The sequence below is a fragment of the Gemella cuniculi DSM 15828 genome (assembly GCF_000425665.1).
Lineage (GTDB): Bacteria > Bacillota > Bacilli > Staphylococcales > Gemellaceae > Gemella > Gemella cuniculi.
In genome coordinates, this window is the sequence record NZ_AUDW01000006.1 from 117156 (window position 1) to 134701 (window position 17546).

Sequence of the window (17546 nt, forward strand, 5' to 3'; positions counted from 1 at the left end):
ATAAAGTTATTACTTATGTTTATGAAGAAGTAAAAGGTGGCTCTGTCATTGTTAGGTATGAAAATACTAATGGTGAAGAAATTAAAGATCCTCAGACTTCTCAACCTAAAGATACTCCAGTCGGTACTCCTTATGACACCACTACACCTGACTTTAAACCTCTAACTATTGTTAAAGATGGAAAAACTTATCGTCTTGTTGAAAAAGATAACGGAGTTAAATCTGGTTCTGATCTCCCTTCCGGTGATGTCGAAGAAAATAAAGATAAAGTTATTACTTATGTTTATGAAGAAGTAAAACCTGAACCAAATGAACCTATTCAACCTCAACCAAATGAGCCAAATGAACCTGTTCAACCTCAACCGGATGAGCCAAACGAGCCTGTTCAACCTCAACCGAATGAACCAAGTGAACCTGTTAACCCTCAACCGAATGAACCAAATGAGCCTGTTAATCCTCAACCGAATGAACCAAACGAGCCTGTTAACCCTCAACCGAACGTGCCGAATGAACCAAGTGAACCTGTTCAACCTCAACCGAATGAACCAAGTGAACCTGTTCAACCTCAACCGGATGAGCCGAATAAACCTGTTCAACCTCAACCGAATGAACCTGTTCAACTAGATTCTAATAAATCTTCTAGTTCAATTAATCAAAATATTTCGAAATTACCAAATACAGGTGCCGAGTCAAACGCTGGAACTACAGCAGGAGTTTTGGGTATTATAGGAAGTATCTTCCTTTCTATTAAAAAAAGAAAAGAAGATTAAACTAATAGTTTAATATCTTTACTTAAAATTGTGAAAGGTCAACTTTTACTAGAATCACATAATATCCATTCAATATCGTCAATTATCAAAATAAAAAATCAGTTGATGAACAGCTAATTCCTTGAGAGAACCTAATAGGTTCTCTCTTTTGTATATATCTGATGGTAATTTCATTTAAATATGTTTTAAAAATAACAAAAAGGTATATAATATCCATAGATACTATATACCTTATAAAAGGAGAAAAGCTCATCTAAGTGATGAGCCTTATATTATGAAAAAAATATTATTAAAAGTTTTGTTCTGATTATTATTATAATTGTTTCAACTTAAAAAAAGTTAAAATTATAATTAAATTTAAATTAAAATTTTTATTTTTTCTTTTTTATTATACTTAATCAACATATACCCAAAATTTATTTTTTATACCATCAAATATCTGTTAAAAAAGAAATTTGTTCAAATCATTTTTAGAATAAAAAACATCTACTTTCTGTTGTTTTTTCTATGTACTCTTTTTTAAAAGGAGAAAAGCTCATCTAAGTGATGAGCCTTATATTATGAAAAAAATATTATTAAAAGTTTTGTTCTGATTATCATTATAGTTGTTCCAACTTAAAAAAAGTTAAAATTATAATTAAATTTAAATTAAAATTTTTCTTTTAATAAAATTCTCTATTTTCATAAAAAATTATAGTAATAAGTATTAAAAACTCCATAAACTACTTAAATTCAAGTAGCACTAATTTTTTATAACTTTTTTTACAGATATATAAATATATAAAAAGTACTTCGAATTTTCGAAGTACTTTTTGGATTTATTATGAATATCAATTTGGCAATTTTTATTTAAATGTTACTCTTAATATATATTTTTTAGTATATATTCTATCCTATCAACAAGAATAAGTAATGTGCCACTACTCCTGCGATTATCCCACCTATGGTGTGAGAAACTATTGCTTTTGAAGATAATTTTCTAACTCCAAGAGCATCCATCATTCCTATATGAGTACTCAAATATCCACTCCAACACATTCCCATTGCTGTAAACACTGCAATCTCGTTCGCTCCAATAAGTCCACTTTTTAGGAATTCTGGCACTAGAGAAATTGCTCCTCCTACTGCTCCCAGTGCTGTAATTGGGAATGCTATAGCTTCAGCTGATTTGAATCCGAATAATGGTTCTAAAATAAATGTTAATTTTTCTCCTAGCCAAGGTAAAAATCCTACTCCTTCATAAGCAGCTCCTGTATAACCTCCAGCTGGCATTTTGAATGTCAACATCATTACGAATGTACAGACTATAAGTACACCCGGAATAATAGCCATCCCCATTTCTACTCCAGTTTTTCCTCCTTCTAAAATAGTATCAAGAACACGTTGGAACATATTTCCTTCACGTATAATTCTTACTTTATCAGGAGTTTCTTCATCATCTTTTATTTCTACAACAGGATCATTTGCTTCGCTACCATAATATTTCTTAGTTTGTCTTAACATAAGGCGTACACTCACTATACTACCTACTATTGCCCCTACATTTCCTATTATTGCTGCTTTAGCAAATCCTGTTCCTTGCCCAATCATAAACATAGTTACGATTAACCCCATACCAAACGCTGTACCTAAATTACACAATGCTGGTACTTGGTATTTTTTAAAGAAACCAACGAAGCGTTTGTCTTTTGCAAAAGGAATAATAGCTGGATTATCGGATAAATAAGTCGCTATCGCTCCTGTTACACTCGCTCCCGGCATTCCCCATAATGGTTTCATTAATGGTGCAAATATTTTATTAATAAGTGCTATCGCTCCAAATTCTGATAATAAAGCACTAATTGCACCAGCTATAACTGCCATCGCCATTATAAAAAATACTGTATTTAATAACAAATCATGAGCTGTTGCCATCATTGTTTTAAACATAAGTGGCGTACCCATTTTTCGAGCCATTAATCCAAATATTAAGAAGAAAATAGCTAAAAATATAAATGTTTCTAAACTTATAGCTTTCTTAACTATTTTATTCTTTTTGGTCTTGTCTCCGTCCATAAAAATCATCCTTCCTTTAATTTTTATACTTGATCTTTTGTTAAATTTTTTCTTATTATTTAAATTTTATCCTATATTGTACTATTACAGTTCCTAATTATATTATAACATTTTTTTATTTTTTTGCAACTATTTTTGTAAAACGTTTCCTTAATTTTAATTAATATTTTAAAACTTTATTGTCTGTTAAATGTTTTTTTATTAATAAAAGTTGATAATATTAAGTTGTCTTGTTATAAGAAAAAATTTAACCATCCTTATTATTAATCTATTTTATAATTATTAACGAACTAGATATTTTAACTATTTTATTCGCCATATTTTTAGTACAGTCAACACTTTATTATAATAACTACTCCATTTTTTTGATTTTAAATTTATATTTTTTTATTTACTTTCTCTTATTTTATTAATAATATTAACTCTAATTAAAAATAAGAATACAACTGTTATGTTATATTCTTATTTTTATGTAGTTTATTATATTATTTCTACTTCTTTTTTGTATTGTTCTTTTACATTTTCATCGAGTGTATCGTCTGTTATTATTGCTGTAAGATCTTTTAATCTGTAAAAAGAATAAAATGCATGTGTTGAAAATTTACTATGATCTGCTAAGACATATCTTTTTGTTGCGTTATTTAATATAGTATCATTACAACGCCCTTCCTCTTCATCAGATATAGTAACTTTTTCTAAATCAATTCCGTTTACTCCAACAAATGCTTTGTTTACACTTATTTTACTAAGTGCATCTTGTGTAAAATATCCTATAAATCCTTTAGTTTTAGGACGATATCTTCCTCCTATGAAAATAAGATCACATGATGGATTATCTTTAAATTGTTCGAAAACTGTCATAGAATTTGTTACAATATTAATACTTTTATCTTGTAGATACTCTGCTAAATAACTCGTTGTACTTCCTGCACCTATAAATATAGTTTCATTATTTTTTATAATTTCTGAAACTTTTCTAGCTATTTGTTTTTTTTCTTCTACATTGACAGAGATTTTTTTATTATAATTATCTTCCTGATAAAAGTTTTTTGGTTTTAATTTTGCACCGCCGTGAATTCTTGTCAAATGTCCATAATCTTCCAATTCTTGAAGATCTCTTCTTATAGTCATCTCTGTTACATTCATATCAATGGCTAATTTACTTACCCTGACTAAATGTTTTTTCTTTAATTCTTCCAATATATAACTTTGTCTATCAATTTTCAACATTTTTCTCACCTTTATTTATTGTTTTTTCTTAGAAAAAAATATCTAATCTACTATATTTTTATAAAATTATATAGTCATCTAAATCTTCTTCTTTAGATTAATTTAGATAACTATATTTTATTTTTATTATTTTTCTGCTGCTACTACTCTTGTACTCATAAGTTTGTCATGTAGTAAGATTGGTTTGGTTTCTTTCGCTATAAATACCTGATAAATTGCATAAATTCCTACTACCGGCATACACAACCAACCTATTGTAATTTTCACCAAAAATTCCCTTATTAAATATTTAGCAAAGTCTATTTTTACTCCATTTGTAGGCACAACTCTTATTTTAAGTACTTTTTTCCCTAAAGTTTGACCTTTCCATCTATTAGGTAGATAACCAAATAACAATAATGCATATATTATTATTGATACTGTCATATAAATTGCATTTCTTTCATTTTCTGCACCACCTACCGCTCTTAATACACGTGTTGTATATTGAAACAAATATGCTATTGGTAGATACGTCGCTAAATCAAACATATATGCTAAAAATCTTCTTGTATATGCTGCATCTTTTCCTGTTAAATCTGGTTGACTTTCTTCTAATTTTTTCGGAGTATCACTTGAACTCGGTTTTATATTTCTATCATTATAACTGTACGAACTATTTTTCTTTATCTTTTTTACCATTTTTTTAGTCCTAATCTAAATTTACATTATGATATACTTGTTGAACATCATCACAATCATCTAGCATATCTAACATTCTTTCGAATTTCACCTTATCATCATCGCTTAAAGTCACTTCATTTTGTGGAATCATAGAAATTTCTGCAACTGCAAACTCTTCAATACCAGCAACTTTTAATGCTTCTTGTATTTCATGGAAGTGTTCTGGATCTCCATAGACTAACGATAATTCATCCTCTTCGATAATATCACGGGCATCTATATCTGCTTCCATTAAGATTTCTAACAACTCTTCTGCTGTTTTTCCTTCTACCCCTATAACTGCCGTATTATCAAACATATAATTAACTGACCCTGTTACACCAAGATTACCACCATTTTTCCCAAGTGCCGTTCTTACTTCAGCAGCTGTACGATTAACGTTATTAGTTAATGTATCAATAATAACCATAGTTCCACTAACACCAAACCCTTCATAACGAAGCTCATCATAGTTTTCTTCACTTCCACCTTTAGCCTTCTCTATAGCTCTATCGATAATATTTTTCGGTACTCTATAAGTCTTTGCTCTCTCCAAAACAACTTTTAGATTTCTATTACTTTCCGGATCTGGTTCCCCACTTTTTGCCGCTTGATAAATCTCACGACCAAATTTTGCATAAATCTTACTAGTATTAGCATCCTTTGCCGCTTTTTTCTCTTTTATATTATTCCATTTACGACCCATAATTAAATCTCTCTTTCTTTTTTAAAAAATTTTACTTAAGTTCTTTATAGATTCACATAAAAAACAATTATATTACATTATAAAAATTTCGCAACAAGTAGCTATAAACAATGCATTCCACCAAAACTAAACTCAAAAAATTAAATTTAGTTTCCTACCCATTACAAAATGTTATATACCATATTATCTTACAATATTTAGCGTAGTTTTTCAATACTCAAGGTGAGAAAATTAAGAATAACTAAAAAGTTTAATTCATAACTTTTACAAACTAAAAGATTAAGCTGTATACATGAAAAAAATAGCTAAAAACAACTGAGTTATTGTAGCCCATCTGCGTATATCTTCTATAAAAGAATAAAATATAAATATAAACACACTCACTAACACCACTAAAAAAACATATTTCCTTCTAGTAATTTTCCTCACTTTTACCTACTAAATTGTTCCCCCAGAAAAAGTTAGACCAAAAAATCTAACGATAGGAGGTCGGTTTTTGAATGACGAAATATAGCTATAAAAATAAATACGGTTACTTTTTTCATCAACCGTATTTATTATATGACAAAAATTTCGAGTGATAAAAAATATCACTCGAAATAATATAATTGTAGTTTAATGTCATTTGAATTGTAATATAATATCACATTGTGTTAAGCAGAGTTCTATTATTTTAATAACAATAAACTTACTTCAATTATGTAATTATATTATAAGCATTATTTAATCAGCTATTGTAATTCTTGGTCTACTTCCACCACCACTAGAAAAAACAAAACCATAGTTTTTGTCTAATTCTTCTGAATTTATCAATTCTAATTCTATCTCATCTAATTCATTCAATAATTCTCGAATATCTGTATTCTCTACGTCTAAATTTAAGATATTTTCATTCATCTTTATCACCTCCTTCAGAACCCTACTTGTAACTATGAACCCGTGCTTTGATATTTCTTCAAGCCAAAATTCCATATTGTTTTATATACTATAATAAGTAATAGCGGACCAAAAAATATTAAAAGTAATGATTCTAAGTTTAAACTATCCTGTGAGTTTATTAAATTTACTACTGGAAAATATCCCACAAATGAAAAAGGAATAATTATTAGTATTATTTTAATAAAAAATGGATAAATATTAACAGGGTAATTTGCTAATTGATATAATTGCCACAAAACAGATTTTATTCCATCATTTGTTATTGAAAAGAAACTGAATGATACTAATGTTAAATATATTGCTTCTCTTACTAAAACTGCCGATATTGTAAATAAAATAAATTTTATTATAAATAAATAATTTACATCAATATCTAAATTATGTACTGAAAAAATAATAAGTATTATACCTGTTATCAACTCAAATAAAGATTCTTCATCTAATTGAAAAATAATAAATTGATAAAGTATATTAAGAGGTCTTAATAAAAACAAATCTAGCTCCCCTGTTTGAATCAGATATGGAACTTCTAGTGTTGTAACAAAGAAAAATTCCCATAAAGCCGATGTTAATGTTAAAAAGCCATACAAAAATAATAATTGATATAAAGAAAAGCCGCCGATTAATTCTGTATAATTTAGCGTAATAAGTAAGATAAATAATGTTGTAAAAGTATCAAGTAAATACCCCATATTCCCTATCAAAAAATCAAGTTTATAGCTTAATATTCTTTTTACATCCATTTTAAAAAACTCTACATATAAATATAAATGTTTTTTCATTCTAACCTCCCATTATATCAAATTTCTTAAATACGTGCTGTGATAATTTTTTTGAAATTATCCATAGTGTAATCAGCCAAAATATTTGCATACCGAGAATAAATAATATTTTTCTATAATCGTTATCACGTACTATAATAGAAATAGGTGCATACATTGTGGAATAAAACGGAGTAACTTGCGATATTTTTAATAATAATTTTGGATATAAATCTAATGGTAGTAACCCGCCTCCGAAAATAATAAGAAGAGCATTTACTAATTCAGAAATACCATTTATTCTTATAAATACTGTTGACAATAGTGCAACAATATAGCCTAATAAAAATGCAATAATATAACTTAAAAAATACACTAATATAAAAAGCATAAATCTTTCAAAAGATATAATTTTAAATATTAAATTATAGAAAAGCAATATATAAATAACTAAAATAGGTAATACTTGAAACTTTAATCTATAAAGAAAGTTACCTAGAGTAGTGAAAAATGTTATGACAAGTAGTCCATTAGGTCTATTCAAATAATTAATAATATTACCTTTTAAAATTTTTTCAGATACAAAATTGGTAGTTATTTTTATAGGTAGTACTATTTGTAAAATAATAGCTAATAGAACATAAGTTATTATTTCATCAATATTAGTAGAATTGTATTTTTCAACATAAATCCATATACTGTACTGTATTAATACCATAGAAAGTGATGCTATTATTTGCATCATTGTATTAAATTTATATTGTAATAAATTTTTATACTGATATAAAGTATAAGCGAAAAATCTATTCATAGTCATCACCTGTCTTATCCTTCACAAGCAATACTTCTTGAAGACTTAAATCTAATACTTCTGTTTGAGTAATGATACTTTCATTCGGTATTAATTTTATTATATCTAACACATTGAATTTAGTTTCATTAAAAACAAATTCTTTAGAATCAATATTTGTGCGTAACAACAATATTCCTTCTTCTTCTAAATCTACTATATTTTCCCCATACATTTTTAATTTTTTATATTTATTAAAAATTTTTTTAAAACTTTTCACTTCCCCATCATAGCTTATTTCTCCATCACTTATCAAAATCATTCTTTTACATATTTTTTCTATATCCGAAATTTCATGTGTTGTTAATATAATAGTTGTATTATATTTTTCATTTATTTTTAGTATAAGTTCCATAATTTTTTTCTTTGTTTCTATATCTAAACCATTGTCGGTTCATCCAAGAAAACCAATTTTGGCTTATGTATTATACTGGCTATAAACTCTCCACGCATTCGTTGCCCTAAAGAAAGTTGTCTAACTGGCTGATATAAGTATTCTTTTATATTTAATTCTGTTATCAAGTAATCTAACCATTCTTTATTATCTGCATCATAAATTTTTGATAAAAATTCGAAGGAATCTATTAATGGTAAATCCCACCATAGATGTGATTTTTGCCCAAAAAGTGCACCTATATATCTAGCATTTTTTTGTCTATTAATAAAAGGATCTTTACCGAATACTTTTATACAACCTTTTGTGCTAGTTAATATTCCCAGCAATAATTTTATAGTTGTAGATTTCCCCGCTCCATTATTTCCTATATATCCTACAATCTCTCCTTCTTTTATACTAAAATTTATATTCTTCAATGCCCTCTTAATTTTCTTTTCTGTATTAAAAAAACTAATTCTATTTTTAATTATGTAGTCTTTACTAAGACTATCAACACTTATTATCTCTTTCATATATTTCCTCATATTTTTAAAATTTTTTTATCAACTATTAAGTATTCGTTATATTTTTCATAAAGATGAAATTTTCTAAAATTTGAAATTGTGTAGCTACCAAACCTAGGAAAAATAATTATATCACCTTTATTTTTTATTTCAAGCGTAAACTTCCCAAAACAATCGCCATAATACATAGTATTTCCCATGATTGTATATTTTTTTTAGGAACTCTAGAATTCAATATTATTGGATTTTCTATCCCCCATGGAGCTGAAACCCACATAGAAGAATCAGTGAATAATATATGTTGATCATTAACGATTTTTTTATTAACAACAGTTGTAAGTAGAAATCCACAATATTTTAATAGTGCATCACCAGGTTCAAAAATCAATTTAACCCCTTTAAAAAACTCATCATTATTTAATTGAATCAAAGTTTTTAAAAATTTTTTTCTATCTTTGTATAATGTTAATAAATCACCTCCCATATTTATTTCTCTAATTGTGGGATATTTTTTTATTAAGTACTTAGATAATTCAATTCTATGCAAGAATTCATCAATAGTAAAATTATTAGCGTGATAATGTATTCTAATAATTTTTTTATTTTTCTTCTTAACATATTCAAAAGCATGGTTATTCTTTACAGAGATACCATAATATTTATATTTAGAGTTGTCTAAACTTATTCTAATCCCAATATTTTCATTATGTATGTAATTAATTTGTTCTACATTGTCTATATCTATTATATTTTTTTTTGAAATTTCTTCAATTTCATCTGCACTTAAACATGGAGAAGTTATTGATATTTTATTAAAATTTAATTTCCTCACAAGATTATATTCTTCGTAACTTGCAACATCCACACCTAAATTAAGTCTCTTTAAAATTTTCAATATTTCTATATTATTATTGGCTTTTATCGCAAAATATAGATCTGAACCAGAAAATAACGATAAATCTCTTTTAAAATTTTCTATGGTTGTAATCAAAAAATTGTAATCGTAACAAACACACGGCGTTTTTAATTTCTTAACTATTTCAAAAAAATTTGAGCTAAACTTTGGGTAAATAAATTTACTAATTTGCATATGATTCTCCTTGTTATATATCATTTATTAATTTTATAATATCTTCTAAATTTTTATTACAATAACCAACTGCTATTTTAAAAAAACATTTTCTATCATCTACATCATATACAATTTTTTCAATTCTAGTTTTATAAAAACCAAAACTAGAACCATAATCAATTAAAGAATTTTCTTGTACTGTACTATCAAAAATTATTTTTATTAATTTATCATATTCACTCTCTATATCTATATTTAATTGAATTAAAATAAAAGGTGCTTGTGCATATGTAAAGGCAATATTGCTAAAAACAGGATGAACTACTTTTTTAAATTTTGTATTATTAATGTTTTTTGCAACATAACTATTGTTTTCATGAATTCTCTCTATATATGCCTTTAAATAAACTTCATTAAATAAAAATTTGTTAGTAAATATTCTTAAAGATGATAAATTTAAATTTGCACTATATAACATCCTATTTTCAATTAATGTATTTGTATATTTTTCAAATTCATTTTTAATATCTGTGCTGTTAAAATTATAAATTAGAATAGCCATACCGGAACTGGTTAATTCAAATCCAAACTGATATAATTTAATTAGAGATTGAACAACAATACAAAATATGTTCTCTTTATTTAATATTTCCCTTATTTTATCAATATCTATATTGAAATGACTAATTAATGTTATATCTATAATAATAATTTTTATTCTTTTATTATTAGTATTATCATTAAATACCTTCATAATATGATAAATATCAAAAATATTCATATTTAAAGAGTAAGTCACTGGTTCAATAAATAAAATATCTATATCATTTGAAACTATTTCGTTTATTAAATCTAATTCATTATTTACAGATTTATACATAACAGGAAAATTTAGTTTTTTTTAAAATTTATCAGTTTCAAAATATCCCACAGTACTTAATATATTTATCTTAGTTTTATTATATCCTTCTATATATGTCTTAATCAGTATTGTTATTGCAGCCATACCAGAGTTAAATAATAAAATTTTATCTGTATTATTTACTAATTTAGTATATTGTTTCTCTATATTATCATAAGTAATATTTCTTTCATAAACAAAAGTGTCTCCAAAAATTTTATTTTGATAAGAAGTATTTTGTAAGTCATATCTTGGAGATTTATATTTAAAATATAAATCTAAAAATAAACTATCCTTAATTAATTCTCTTCTAAAATCAAAAAAAGAATTAATATTTTCTTTTCTTACATTAGAATTATTTATTAAATTTTTTAGTTTCAATCATATCACCTCAATATTTTAATAAAATCCAAAATAATCTTACATATGTTTAAACTATCTATTCTATTTTTATCATTCAATTCTACAATATCTAAAGCTATAATTTTTATATTATATTCATTTAATTTGTCAATAATATAATTTAATTCTCTATAGGTGGAGCCACCTGGAATAGGAGTTCCAGTTGATGTTACAAATTCTGTAGAGAGACAATCTATATCAAATGTTAAATAATATTCAATACTTTTATCCATATTTTCTAAAATTTTTTCTATATTAAATAAAACTTCTTTTGTGGTAAAACTATTAATCTTCTTATTTGTATATATTTTTGAATATTCATCTATTCCAAATTGATATAAACATTTTATTTCTTTATTACCTATAAGCCAATTAAAAAAATTACCATGATGTAAATCCTCTCGCCATCCTTCTTCTGAATTTAATTCTATTTGAAAGTCTTGATGAGAATCGAAATGAATAATTCCGAATTCTTTTTTTGAATTTATAACTCCTCTAATTGTAGAATAAGAAATAGAATGATCCCCACCTAAAATTATTGGTATTTTATTAGAAGAGATTAAATATTCTATAATATTAGATGAAAAATCAAATTCCTTACCGTTAGTTCTAAAAATTCTCCTATTTATATCTCCAATGTCGTAAGCTTTTAGCGGTAATTTAACAAAATTATTATTAAAATAATCATACAAAGAGCCACTATATTCTCTTAATAAACATGGGGCTCTTCTTGAACCTGAATAATTTGAGGAACCTAAATCATATGGAAAACCAAAAAACACTATTTCCTTATTTTCTGTGTTAATTTCATTTATGTTTATCTTTTTACTATTAAACATACTTATATTACTACTTATAACACTTTCTTTATTTAAACTGTTTTTACTAATTGATAAAATAGTATTTATTTTCTCTTGTATTAACTTATTACTTTTTGAATAATTTGATAACACTTTGTATAGATTACAACTAATTACAACTAATTTCAATTTTTAAATTATAATTAATAAAAAATATATAATACAACTTTGATTTATTATTTTTAAATAGTACAAAATTATTATCCATATAACACAACTCCTTCTTTTTCTTTAAAAAAAGAAAATATAATAATATCATTTGTTATTTGATAATACAATTTAATTATTCACTAAAACTTTATAAAACTATTTGAATAAAGTTTTATAAATAGTTGATAAGCTCTATATTGGCTATTATACGTTAACATTATACATTTGTAAATACTATTATGTGAGAAAATGTGAAAATTCTAAAAATTAATTTTAAAAGAATTAAATATTATAAAACATTTCAGACTTCTAAATACCAATGAAAGATTCCATCATTCCATTATCGGCACTATTTTCTTTTCTAAAAATGCATGGTAGTAATTATATTAATACTGTCAATCTTGATCTCTATGTAAAATTATGCCATTACTTAAATACTTTATTTAATATATCTTTTATTTGATTAAGATTAGGTAAACGAGAAATACTATAAGCCACCATTTCGCTATTATATCTATCTAGTATAGAAAAAAGATATACTTTTCCTGCGATTTTCGGTAAAGAAAATTCAGTTATATCTGTATATACTTCTTCATCGGCTCCTGTGAATTTAATTCTTGATTAATTAAATTATCAGCTTTTTTTGCCAATTCCTCTTTTTTATCTTATTCTAATACCTTCAGGATTCTTTGAACTTTCTTGTGGTTAATTATAAAACCTTTATTTTTAAGTTTTAATGTGATACAACGGTATCCCCATAGTTAACTTTATGTTCATCAAAAATATTGTGTATTTCCTCTTTTATTTTATTATCCGTATACTATAAAATTTCTCAAACAAATATTTATAAATAAAATCACTAACCAACATAACTCAAAAAACTATATTGTTCTTTCTATTAATTACTTTTTTCTATGAATTAAATCTAAATTTTTCTTTATTTAGGTTTTGATTTTTCTCTTCTTCTTTATATATTTTTTCTCTAAATTTTTTAATATAACACTCTAAATTTTTAAATTCTTTTTGATGAAATATATCTAAATAATTTACTTCTATTTTTTTTATAAATTCCCTATAAATTAATTTTGGAAACTTTTATTTTTCTACTTTACAAATATACTTTTTCTATGTTAACATTATGATAAAGAATATTTAACACATTAAATTTAACTGGAATTTTTATATAGAAAAAAATTGTTTATATTATAAAGAGTTTTAAGATATTGTAGATTTACATTTTAATATAATTCAATAAAAATATATAATATTTAGTTATCCACTAAATATTATATTGTAGATATATTATTATATTACTGTTTTAAAAAATTTTTTAAGAAATAAAATAAATGAGGTGTATTTATTATGCTTATAAGAAGTAAAAAAGTCTGGTCTAGCGGCCAATTTCTTCCTCTTATCATCGAAATAAAAGATAAAAAAATTATTGCTGTTTACGCTTATGATGAATTTGAAAATGTAGATTATGATTTTGGTAATAATCGTATTTTACCAGGGTTTATTGATATTCATACTCATGGTGCTTACGGTTATGATACGAATGATGTTGATGAAAAAGGTCTTCGTAATTGGACAAAAAATATTCCGAGTGAGGGAGTTACCTCATTTTTACCTACAACTATTACCCAAACCGAAGAAGTTCTTTTAAAAGCAGTCAGCAATGTTGCTAAAGTCTACGAAGAAGGCTATGAAGGTGCTGAAATTTTAGGTATCCATTTTGAAGGTCCGTACTTAGATAAAGATAAACGTGGTGCTCAACCTCTTAATTGTATTCAAACTCCTAGTGTTGAACAATTTAAAAAATTTCAAAAGGCTAGTAATAATTTAATAAAACTTATTACTATTGCTTGTGAAAAAGATGTTGATTATAAACTTACAAAATACCTAGTAGAACAAGGTGTTCGAGTTAGTCTTGGACATTCCGCATGCAACTACAAGGAAAGTTATTTAGCTTTTGCTAATGGTGCAACTTCTCAAACACACGTCTATAACGGCATGGTAGGATTTCATCATCGTGATGGAGGACAAGTTGGATTCGCTCTTCGTGCAAAAGATGCTTATGGAGAAATTATTTGTGATGGTATTCATTCAACTACTGATGCTCTAAATACATATTTTAACGCTAAAGGACGTGATCACGGTATTATGATTACAGATTCACTTTGTGCAAAAGGTTGTGGTCGAGGTAATTATATCTTTGGTGGAGAAAATATGGAAATTTATGAAGATGGTAGTGCACATCGTGATGATGGTCGTCTTGCTGGATCTACCCTACGTATTATTGATGGTCTTCGTATTTTAATAGAAGATGCATTAGTTCCTGTTGATGCTGCAATAAATTCTTGCACAAAAAATCCTGCTGAAATGTTAGGTTTTTCTAATAGAAAAGGTAAAATAAAAGTTGGATTCGATGCTGATTTAGTAGTAATTAGTCCTACTTACGAAGTACTTAATACTTTTGCACGAGGGAAAGAAGTTTATAAAAAATAACTTTTACCAGTAAGTTTCTAAATTAAGTTTTTAGCACCCATTATTAATACAAAAATTTATAAATTATCTTTGAAAATTACCAAAATAAAATATAGATTTACTTGCAAATCACTGGATTTTAATATTCTTTAATCAAATACTATAAATTTTGAAATTAAAAAATTATTAACTTCAATTTTACTTACCAGAAATTTTAAATTTTGTAAAATATAATTATTTTAAAGGAGAATTATGATGAAATTTTTAACATTTGAAACTAAAAAAGAGGCTTCTAAAGAAGCGTACAAAATCTTAAAAGAATTAATTGATGAAAATTCTACATTAGGTCTTGCTACTGGTTCAACGCCTACAGATCTTTATGAAGAAATGATATCCGACTATAAAAAAGGAAATTTTAGCTATAAAAATATAAAATCTTATAATCTTGATGAATATGTAGGGATTAGTTATAATCATCCTGAAAGTTATCACAAATTCATGGATACTTATCTTTTTGATCATATCGATATTGATAAAAAAAATACCCATGTACCTGATGCTAGTGCTGAAAATTTACAAGAAGCCCTTAAAGACTATCAAAACAAGTTAGACCACTCAACAATAGATGTTCAAATTCTTGGAATTGGTGGTAATGGACATATAGGTTTTAACGAACCAGGAACATCTTTCGAATCTGGCGTTCATGTTGTAGATTTGAAAGAAGAAACAATTAAAGCAAATTCAAGATTTTTTGACAACGATATTAACCTAGTACCAAAACAAGCAGTAACCATGGGAATAAAAGATATAATGAAAGCAAAAAACATTATTCTTCTTGCCTTTGGTAAAGAAAAGCAAAATGCGATTAAAAATCTAATAGCTAGTGATATTGTTGATGAAAATATACCATGTACAATACTGAAAAAACATCCAAATGTATATGTGTTGATTGATAAAGACGCTGATTATAGATAATTAATAAAGAGTTAGCAATTTCTAACAATATGGAATTGCAGCTCTTTTTTTAAACTTTTTAGAGGAGAAGTTTAAAAATAAATAATCAACTTTTATGGAAAAAATTAGGTGAAGTAGCACCTCAAAATGGCTATGAAAAAAATATCGGAACCGCTGGTCTTCTTAAAGGTGTAATTAGTAATAATATTATTATTGGAGGTGGGGCTAATTTTCCTGATGGATTACCTGTAGATGGAGGAATAAAAGTAAATCATAAAGATATATTCCTTTATCAGGAAAAAGAAGATTCTTTGGTTTTAATTGATCAAATCCAGTTTAATTATCCTCTTGCTTATGGAGCTACTGCACAAGCTGACAATAAGCTTTATTATATTACAACGAAAAACGAAAATTCATCTGAAATACTAGAAATTACAATACCAAATAATAAACTAAGTATATCTATTGTAGCCACACTCCCATTCACAGTGGAAAATATTATTGCAGAAATTAGCAATAACATTCTCTATTTTGGTGTAGGTACTATAAATGGTAATAACACTAATGAACTATACTCTTATAACTTAAATAATAAGAAATTTGATGTTATTGGAGAATTTCCTGGGAAATTACGTTCTCAAGCTCTTTCTCACATAAATAATAATTCCTTAATTATTTATGGCGGTGGAGCAGAAGTTACCTATAATGATGGCTATGAATTTAATCTTGAAACAGAAAGTTGGAAACAGTTGGCTGACGCTATCATTGACCAAGAAGAACTTTCTTTATTAGGTGCTGATTGGACTACTCTTAATAAAGATGAATTACTCGTTGTTGGTGGTTTTAATAAAGACGTTTGGAAAGAGGCTACATTTAATCTTACAGCATTAACAGGGGAAGAAAAAGAAAAATACAGAGATTCATACTTCCGTCGTTCTATTGATGAATTTAACTGGAATAAAAAAGAACTAGTTTATAATTTAAAAGAAAATAGTTGGCGTACTATCGGTGATATAAATTTTGATGCAGCTTGTGGTCATACACTTCTTTCCACGAACAAGTATATTTATTCAGTAATGGGGGAGATAAAACCTGCTGTTAGATCTCCTTTTATACACCAAAGAAGAAAATAAAAATAACATAAAATCTTAACAAACACAAAATTATAAATTAGAGAGTACAAAACTATTATTACTACCTTTATTGCTATTATTATGTTACTAAATACCGTATATAGGCAAATAATGTCAATTTTAGATAATAAAAACATGAAGTTTTATGTTAATAATTATCCATAGCATCTATTGTAGTAAAAGTTAGAACTAAATTAGAAGCCATAAATTTCATCGACAAATCTTTTTGCCCTTTTTATAATTGGTATACAAAAATAAAAAAGTATCGATTTTTTTCGGTACTTCTTTCTTCTTTCTTCCTTATAGAAAATAAAAAAAAAGAACCTCCCCAAAAGGAAGCCCTCCTCAAAAGCCTGGCAACGTTCTAGTCTCACAGGGCGTAAACCCAACTACATTCGACGCTAAAGAGCTTAACTTCTGTGTTCGGTATGGGTACAGGTGTGTCCTCTTCGCTATCGCCACCAGACGAAAACTTCATACATATATTATCTCTTCTTCTTCTACAGCTCGAACTTCACTTGATTAAGTCCTCGACCTATTAGTTTTAGTCAGCTCAATACGTTACCGCACTTCCACTCCTAACCTATTCTCCTTGTCGTCTTCAAGGGGTCTTACTTATTGGGAAATCTCATCTCGAGGGGGGCTTCATGCTTAGATGCTTTCAGCTCTTATCCCTT

Annotated in this window: 17 protein-coding genes, 2 rRNA genes and 1 pseudogene; 4 read left to right on the forward strand and 16 right to left on the reverse strand. The window is 26.4% G+C overall.

Annotation, left to right across the window (positions count from 1 at the left end; translation table 11 throughout):
• The coding region (locus tag H612_RS10445; protein ID WP_211223575.1) for a MucBP domain-containing protein at positions 1-770 on the forward strand (770 nt) is incomplete at its 5' end.
• Between the two features lie 888 nt (positions 771-1658).
• Here the strand turns inward: H612_RS10445 and H612_RS0100535 are convergent.
• From H612_RS0100535 to H612_RS10450, 14 genes and pseudogenes are all read right to left on the reverse strand, one after another.
• Positions 1659-2825: a CD0519/CD1768 family membrane protein gene (locus tag H612_RS0100535; RefSeq protein WP_027129698.1), complete on the reverse strand. Its 1167-nt coding sequence runs from the start codon at positions 2823-2825 to the stop codon at positions 1659-1661.
• A gap of 480 nt (positions 2826-3305) precedes the next feature.
• Complete coding sequence (locus tag H612_RS0100540; RefSeq protein ID WP_027129699.1) at positions 3306-4055, reverse strand: DeoR/GlpR family DNA-binding transcription regulator; 750 nt, start codon at positions 4053-4055, stop codon at positions 3306-3308.
• 126 nt (positions 4056-4181) lie between these two features.
• Entirely contained in the window at positions 4182-4736 is a 555-nt protein-coding gene (locus H612_RS0100545; RefSeq protein WP_027129700.1) for an RDD family protein, read from the reverse strand.
• A gap of 10 nt (positions 4737-4746) precedes the next feature.
• The gene (locus H612_RS0100550; protein ID WP_027129701.1) at positions 4747-5463 is read right to left on the reverse strand and encodes a YebC/PmpR family DNA-binding transcriptional regulator; all 717 of its coding nucleotides are present in this window, start codon (positions 5461-5463) and stop codon (positions 4747-4749) included.
• A gap of 723 nt (positions 5464-6186) precedes the next feature.
• Complete coding sequence (locus tag H612_RS09830; RefSeq protein WP_156882771.1) at positions 6187-6360, reverse strand: hypothetical protein; 174 nt, start codon at positions 6358-6360, stop codon at positions 6187-6189.
• Positions 6361-6392: 32 nt separating this feature from the next.
• Positions 6393-7184 (reverse strand): ABC transporter permease, encoded by a 792-nt coding sequence (locus H612_RS0100560; RefSeq protein ID WP_027129702.1) that lies wholly within the window; start codon positions 7182-7184, stop codon positions 6393-6395.
• Position 7185: 1 nt separating this feature from the next.
• On the reverse strand, positions 7186-7974 hold the full coding sequence (locus H612_RS0100565) for an ABC transporter permease (protein ID WP_027129703.1): 789 nt from the start codon (positions 7972-7974) through the stop codon (positions 7186-7188).
• Positions 7967-8368, reverse strand: a complete 402-nt coding sequence (locus H612_RS09490; protein ID WP_051210072.1) for a hypothetical protein — start codon at positions 8366-8368, stop codon at positions 7967-7969. Before H612_RS09490 ends, H612_RS0100565 begins: the two co-directional genes overlap by 8 nt.
• A gap of 23 nt (positions 8369-8391) precedes the next feature.
• Positions 8392-8922: an ATP-binding cassette domain-containing protein gene (locus H612_RS09495; protein WP_051210074.1), complete on the reverse strand. Its 531-nt coding sequence runs from the start codon at positions 8920-8922 to the stop codon at positions 8392-8394.
• A gap of 136 nt (positions 8923-9058) precedes the next feature.
• On the reverse strand, positions 9059-10003 hold the full coding sequence (locus H612_RS0100575) for a hypothetical protein (RefSeq protein WP_027129704.1): 945 nt from the start codon (positions 10001-10003) through the stop codon (positions 9059-9061).
• A gap of 13 nt (positions 10004-10016) precedes the next feature.
• Entirely contained in the window at positions 10017-10865 is an 849-nt protein-coding gene (locus tag H612_RS0100580; protein WP_027129705.1) for a hypothetical protein, read from the reverse strand.
• Between the two features lie 21 nt (positions 10866-10886).
• Positions 10887-11267, reverse strand: coding sequence for a hypothetical protein (locus H612_RS0100585; RefSeq protein ID WP_027129706.1), 381 nt, complete (start codon positions 11265-11267; stop codon positions 10887-10889).
• A gap of 5 nt (positions 11268-11272) precedes the next feature.
• A complete protein-coding gene (locus tag H612_RS0100590) occupies positions 11273-12127 on the reverse strand; it encodes an arginase family protein (protein ID WP_027129707.1) in 855 nt (284 codons plus the stop codon).
• An 836-nt stretch (positions 12128-12963) separates the two neighbouring features.
• Positions 12964-13044: pseudogene (locus H612_RS10450) on the reverse strand (hypothetical protein); the annotation flags it as partial.
• Positions 13045-13660: 616 nt separating this feature from the next.
• Between H612_RS10450 and nagA the strand changes: the two are divergent.
• The 3 genes from nagA (at position 13661) to H612_RS0100610 (ending at position 16869) form a co-directional block, all read left to right on the forward strand.
• Positions 13661-14803, forward strand: coding sequence for an N-acetylglucosamine-6-phosphate deacetylase (gene nagA / locus H612_RS0100600; protein ID WP_027129708.1), 1143 nt, complete (start codon positions 13661-13663; stop codon positions 14801-14803).
• Positions 14804-15037: 234 nt separating this feature from the next.
• Positions 15038-15757, forward strand: coding sequence for a glucosamine-6-phosphate deaminase (gene nagB / locus H612_RS0100605; RefSeq protein WP_027129709.1), 720 nt, complete (start codon positions 15038-15040; stop codon positions 15755-15757).
• Positions 15758-15900: 143 nt separating this feature from the next.
• Positions 15901-16869: a cyclically-permuted mutarotase family protein gene (locus H612_RS0100610; RefSeq protein ID WP_425402090.1), complete on the forward strand. Its 969-nt coding sequence runs from the start codon at positions 15901-15903 to the stop codon at positions 16867-16869.
• Positions 16870-17220: 351 nt separating this feature from the next.
• Here H612_RS0100610 and rrf read toward each other — a convergent pair.
• Both rrf and H612_RS0100620 read right to left on the reverse strand, forming a co-directional pair.
• Positions 17221-17335: ribosomal RNA gene (gene rrf, locus H612_RS0100615) — 5S ribosomal RNA — on the reverse strand.
• A 52-nt stretch (positions 17336-17387) separates the two neighbouring features.
• Positions 17388-17546, reverse strand: a 23S ribosomal RNA gene (locus H612_RS0100620); the annotation flags it as partial.